2 protein-coding genes are annotated in these 1,894 nt (G+C 64.8%); both read right to left on the reverse strand.

What is annotated here, in order from left to right; all coding sequences use genetic code 11:
* Positions 1-653: aldehyde dehydrogenase family protein (locus tag EOD07_RS32885; protein ID WP_127238201.1), on the reverse strand; the 653-nt coding region annotated here is incomplete at its 3' end.
* A gap of 169 nt (positions 654-822) precedes the next feature.
* Complete coding sequence (locus EOD07_RS32890) at positions 823-1,773, reverse strand: AEC family transporter (protein ID WP_127238202.1); 951 nt, start codon at positions 1,771-1,773, stop codon at positions 823-825.
* Positions 1,774-1,894: the final 121 nt, after the last annotated feature.

The following is a 1,894-nucleotide window of genomic DNA, read 5'->3' on the forward strand; positions in this document are numbered from 1 at the left end:
TCACCGATCTCGCCGGCCGAACCGGTGACGATATTGACGACACCTTTCGGGAAGCCGACTTCCTCGACCAGCGCGCCCCAGGCGAGGCCCGAATAAGGCGTCTGCGAGGCGGGCTTCACCACCGCGGTGCAGCCGGCAGCCAAAGCCGGGCCGATCTTGCGGGCAAGCATCGAGGACGGGAAGTTCCACGGCGTGATGGCGGCGATGACGCCGACCGGCTCCTTGGTCACCAGGATGCGGCGGTCGCCCCACGGCGACGGCACGATGTCGCCATAGACACGGCGGCCTTCCTCGGCGAACCAGAGGATATAAGCAGCCGACGAACCAACCTCGCCCTTGGATTCGAACATCGACTTGCCCTGCTCGATAGTCAGCAGTTCGGCGAGTGCGTCCTGATTGTCCATGATGGCGTCATGCAGCTTGCGCAGCAGCTTCGAGCGCTCCAGCGCGGTGGTCTTGCGCCAGCTCTTGAAGGCTTGCTCCGCGGCCTCGATGGCCCTGCGGGTCTCGGCCTTGCCGGCCTTCGGCACGGTGCCGATCTTCAGGCCCGTCGCCGGATTGTTGACGTCGATGGTCTGGCCGCTGTCGGCCTGCACCCATTCGCCATTGATGAGATTGGCCTGGCGCATGAAATGGCTGGTTTTCTGAAGCATGGTCTGGCCTCCGTTCGGCGCGCTGATCGGGCCGTTTTTCTGGAAATCCGTTGAGGCGTGCCCAAGAGCCGCACGCCGGCGCATTGCTCTTACCTAGGGAAAGGCGGGCAGGCAATCACAAGATGGCATATAGGGGTTGGGCCAGCAAAGGCGAGAGCGCTCGGCCCCTCTACCCGAAGATGTGGATCACCACCGTCAGCCAGAACGACGTGGTCACCACCGCGCTGGCGGTGGCAAGGGTCATCTGGTTCGAGGCCAGCGCCTGGCCGGTGTTGAACTGGACGGCGATCAGGTAGGAATTGATGCCCGAAGGCAGTGCAGCAACCACGACCGCGACCTTGGCCGTCAGCGGCGGCAGGCCGAGCAGCCACACGAAAGCCAGCACCAGCGCCGGCATCAGGAACAGCTTCAGACCCGACAGCGCCAGCGCCGGCTGGATATTGCCGGAGATGCCGAAGCGGCGCAGGCTGAGCCCCATGGCGAACAGCGCCACCGGGCCGGCCGTGTCGGCGAGCGTGTCGACCAGCCGTTCGACGAGGTCGGGCAGCGGCAAGCCGGTCAGGCGCCAGGCGAGCCCCGCCAGGATGCCGATGATCAGCGGATTGATGAACAGGCGCCTGAGGAAGCTTTTGACGACACGCAGCGGATGGACCACCTCGCCGCTGCCGCGCCCGAACATCTCGAACAGCACGATCGAGGCCATCATCATGATCGGCAGGTGCACCGAGACCAGCAGCGACAGCACCTCGAAGCCGCTGGCGCCGAAGATGCCGAGGATGAAGGGCGCGCCGAGCAGCACGACGTTGGAATAGGCCGACGACACGCCGCCGACGATGCCCGCGCGGGCATCTCGCCCGAAGATGCGCGTCATCACCAGATGGCCCCCGGCCCAGGTGATGGCCACGGCCGCGAAATAGGCACCCCACAGCGACCACGGCGTGACGCCGTGGAAATCCGATTTGACCATGGTCTGGAACAACAGCAGCGGCATCGCCACGTTGACGGCGAATTCGGAAATGCCCTCCCCGCTCGCCGGCTTCAGATAGAAGGTGAGCCCGGCCAGATAGCCGAGCGCCACGAGGCTGAAGACGAAGAGGACGGTTTCGGTAAGCGGAGTCATTTTCTGGGCAGAGACATTTTTCCCGTGATAGGCGAGCCCTGATCGCCGTGCAATTGGCGCCGCGCGCTCTTCCCCGGCGCCTCTGCTTGTTTTCCGGTCCGCTTTGCGATCCCTATATGCC

Source organism: Mesorhizobium sp. M2C.T.Ca.TU.002.02.1.1, from assembly GCF_003997225.1.

What these genes read in the sequence shown, in the direction of transcription:
- EOD07_RS32890 (WP_127238202.1), bottom strand. Translation starts at nt 1,773, where the DNA reads ATGACTCCGCTTACCGAAACCGTCCTCTTCGTCTTCAGCCTCGTGGCG.